The following is a 3,969-nucleotide window of genomic DNA, read 5'->3' as shown; positions in this document are numbered from 1 at the left end:
AACCTACCGCCTTTTTTTTGTTTTTCATTCAATAAAGAATCTCATCATTCATAATACGATATTGCTGATTTGCCATCTGACCCTTGTAAATTGAGACCTTACAAGGGTCTTTGTTTTTTTTACCACAATAGAACAGAAAATAAATTAGAAGCCCATGTAGGGAGATCTACATGGGCTTGGAGTGTGATAGCTATGGGTAAGATAGCTATCATCTCATAATATGCTCTGAAAGCTGAAAGGTGTAACAAATCCTACAACTCGCGATGATCAGGAAGTGACTAAGCCTACCCATAACTGCGTTGATTGGACTATCGGTCCCAGTTAGCGTAAGAACCATGGCATTATACTTAGGGATTATTTTTTTTCTTTACTCATGCTAATGAGCGCGAATATAACAATTAGTATTAATATTATTAACGAAATTATTGGGATCTCATCAAACACATTTCCGTATGATGCATTGGTTGATGAAGCTTTTATTAATCTTGATATTTGAGCAAGTTCCAGCACGATTACAAAAGTAAATAACGCACCTATTAAATATGAAATACCTGTTTTCAAACATATCCCCCCTTGAAACTTAATTCTCTTATCATCCAACTACTGACAAATGGTATAGGCAGTCTTTCTCTCATTTAATATTACCACATATTGGAACTAAACTGCCCTTTACTTCAACAAAAGCTGCAGCTGATCCTCTGATCTGCTGCAGCTTTATTAATTGAACTATAGTTCGCCGTTAGTTTAACCCCTTGACACTCTACCCAATTATTTTTTGGTAGCTGGCGATATCCAATCTTCTGTTGAATTTATAACCTACTTCCTTAAAGTGAGCACATTTTTCGTAACCTAGTCGTTCAAACAACCGAATACTGCGTTCATTTTCAGTACATATCGTTGCTACAAGTACATGGAAACCTAACTCTTTAGCTTTTAATTCTAGAAACGAAATTGCTTTTGACCCAATTCCATTACCAAGATGGTTAGGGTCTATGTAAATCGTTACTTCAGCAGTTACATCATATGCTTGTTTATTTTTATGTTGGGTAAGCAGAGCATATCCTATGACTGAATCCTGTTCTTCAATGACATACGTCTTATAACGATTATTCCCATTCATTACATTGTTCCGAATTTGATCTAATGTTAGTTCTTCTGTGTGAAAAGAAACGGTCGTATGTGTTACGTAATAGTTGTAAATAAAATGTACTTTAGATAGGTGCTGCTCTGAAATTTCGAGTAGTTGCATCTCTCTTTACCGCCCCTTTTGTGCCTGAAATAATATTTGCATTTTATCACAAAATGGAAGGTTCTGGTTCATCCAATTTCTGCGTTATCCTGCCCTTTAGTTCAAAAAACCGCAGCCATATATTGATGCCACCGTTTTGTATTCGTTAATGAACTCCAATACCTGTAGAACCTTTATTCTTCTAGTCCAGTACTTCTATCCTCATAACCCAAGATTTCTAAAAGGCGCTTATTATCCTTGATTTCTTCCTCAGTTAATCGCCCCAATTTCATCTTAGCAAGAAGAACCAGTTCATGATATTCAGTGTAGTTGAAGTCCTTATATATTTCCTGATTCTTCTTATGAAACTGATGAATGAGCTCTGTAAGTTCAAAATATGGTAAAGTCCCTGATTTCCATTCCATAAACGATTGATACAAGGGTTCCAGAGCCTTCTCGGTTACCATTTTGTGATATTCATCAATCATTTCACGCTCCTGCAATCTTTTTAGTTGTCTGGGGGTTAATTTGTCATCCATTTTTCTTTCCACCTTTTTAATCTAAGACTTAAATAGCATTAAAAGAACCTGCGATAAAGTTCCCGCCGGCGTTCGCCACGCAATTGGGCATATATTTGTGTAGTTGACGCTTTCTCATGGCCAAGCATACCTTGTATGAAATCTAGTGGTGCACCATTATCGAGGAGTTGACATGCATAGGTATGACGGAAGCGATGTGGGTATACATTCGCTTCGATCTTTCCTCGATCTGCGAGCCGCTTCAATACCCACCTAAGCGTTGGGATAGCCATTCTTTTTATAGGATGTGTATCCGTTACAAATAAAGCCTTACAAGAGTCTGATCGACTATCTAGGTATTTCTTTAACCATACTTTACACTCTGTTGTGAAGTAAACCTCTCTTTGTTTTGATCCTTTACCGTTTACAATGGCCGAGCAGTTTTCCCAATTCTGATCTTCAATGTTTATCTTCTCAACTTCTCCAATTCGGCAGCCTGTGCTATATAAAAACTCAAGCAATGCTCTTTCCCTTAGTGACTGACAGGAGATCTTTAGGTGAATAACATCTTCCTCCATTAAGTACTTCGGAATTCGCTTGTCCATTTTTGGTTCACGAAGTTTTAATGAGGGGTTAGACGGTATATAAGTTTCTTCATAAGCAAAGCGGAATATAGAACGCACAAAGCGGATCCGGTGTCCTAGGCTACTTGGTTTCAATCGATCGGACTGCTTTGCAAGGTATTCTTTTAGTAGAGTTAAAGTTATTTCAGAAATGTCTATATCCCCGAGGTCTCTAACCATCATTCTAAGCTGTAAGGCATAAGCTTTTAGAGTGTTGGGACTAAACCCTTGAATTCGCTTATCCGATTCATAGTGATGCCAAAGCTCGCTTATAATCATAACAAAACCTCCTACTGAAGTAATTAATTCTAGTTTGCTTCAGATAGAAGGTTTTAAAACTGCTTATATTCAACTAGCGTCTCCAGTTAGCGTAATGAATTAGCTATTCCAATAAGTACATCCGGTTTGACTTGGTTTTCTATTCGACTATCCACTGACAGACGATACTGCCATTCGTTCTTTTCGAAAACCAAGATATTAAATCCACCCTTTGATTTAGAGTTTTTAGTTGAAAAATACAGTGCGTCACTACCGTCATTTAGTTTCAACTTTTTCTTTTCTCTTCTTGAGTTCTCAAAGTTAATTCTCTGCTCAATAGGTCTTACATCAATTTTATAGTGGTTCTTGCCTTGCGTTTCATGGAGGTATTCTATTTGAAGTTCGTCATTATAATTTCCAGTGTCATTTACACATCTACTTAAGTGATGAGTAAATTGTATAGGTGGTAATTTTATTGGCAGCTGAAGCTCTCGTTGATTAGCGGTTTCACATTCCTTTATTGCTTCTCCAATTGATTTATACCCGATTTCGAGATAAGGCTCTTCAAATGGAGGAACATCAGGCTTTGCATTAGCCTGAGAAGTTAAAAATATTGTGCAATAGATCACAGTTATTATGAAAATTACTTTTACTTTAATCATTGTTTTCATCACCTCAGTGGTTAATTTCTCCAAAACCAAGAGGTATTAATCATTATTACTTCACTAAATGCCTGTAAGCCGAATATGCTGCCGATTTTTAGCTGCCTAGTAGTTTCATGCTATCGTTCTCCGATAGCTGAATAAACTCAAATCCCAATTCAGGCTACTCTGTACTTTTAGTACGCATATAAAAGGGAACATACATCGGCTGTATTTTTTCGATATTCTTCAACTGTTGATTCAAGTCCCAAATCTCAGGCTCTGATTGTTTATAAAACCATGTAGCCCCAGCACTAATCCATTTGTTTCTGTATGTTTCAAAAGTGTGACCATCATGGACATCATCAAACCCAAATTCAAAACCACAACAGTCACAAATCTCAAATGATTCATTTCCATCTGTGTCATATGGTGCTTGTGTTAATTCTTCATATCCACAAATAGGGCATATATGTTTCAAAATTTTGATCCCACCTGTAAACCATACTACCTCGATACTACCACGGATAACTACCCTATACTTCAACAAAAGCTGCATCAGACCCTCGGATCCGACTGCAGCTTTATTAATTGAACTATAGTTTCCCGTTAGCCATCCATGCCCCTCTCGGGGCACCACAGAATAATGAAAATTTTGCTGCCGCGTTCTATACTATTCTTACGGCTGGTGAGGAAGGTCG

The 3,969-nt window shown here is 37.3% G+C and carries 5 protein-coding genes; all 5 read right to left on the bottom strand.

Annotation, left to right across the window (positions count from 1 at the left end; all coding sequences use genetic code 11):
- Positions 1–760: 760 nt before the first annotated feature.
- The 5 genes from EV294_RS30055 to EV294_RS30035 all read right to left on the bottom strand — a co-directional run bounded on the left by EV294_RS30055 (position 761) and on the right by EV294_RS30035 (position 3,749).
- Positions 761–1,249: a GNAT family N-acetyltransferase gene (locus EV294_RS30055; protein ID WP_132313666.1), complete on the bottom strand. Its 489-nt coding sequence runs from the start codon at positions 1,247–1,249 to the stop codon at positions 761–763.
- A 173-nt stretch (positions 1,250–1,422) separates the two neighbouring features.
- Positions 1,423–1,767, bottom strand: coding sequence for a hypothetical protein (locus tag EV294_RS30050; RefSeq protein ID WP_132313665.1), 345 nt, complete (start codon positions 1,765–1,767; stop codon positions 1,423–1,425).
- 38 nt (positions 1,768–1,805) lie between these two features.
- A complete protein-coding gene (locus tag EV294_RS30045) occupies positions 1,806–2,648 on the bottom strand; it encodes a tyrosine-type recombinase/integrase (RefSeq protein WP_132313663.1) in 843 nt (280 codons plus the stop codon).
- 86 nt (positions 2,649–2,734) lie between these two features.
- Entirely contained in the window at positions 2,735–3,289 is a 555-nt protein-coding gene (locus EV294_RS30040; protein ID WP_132313661.1) for a hypothetical protein, read from the bottom strand.
- Between the two features lie 163 nt (positions 3,290–3,452).
- Entirely contained in the window at positions 3,453–3,749 is a 297-nt protein-coding gene (locus tag EV294_RS30035; RefSeq protein ID WP_132313659.1) for a hypothetical protein, read from the bottom strand.
- Positions 3,750–3,969 lie beyond the last annotated feature (220 nt).

Origin of the sequence: Paenibacillus sp. BK033 (assembly GCF_004345425.1) — a bacterium.
Classification (GTDB): domain Bacteria; phylum Bacillota; class Bacilli; order Paenibacillales; family Paenibacillaceae; genus Pristimantibacillus.
Note: the sequence above shows the minus strand (reverse complement) of the source record. Positions and strands in the feature narration are given on the sequence as shown.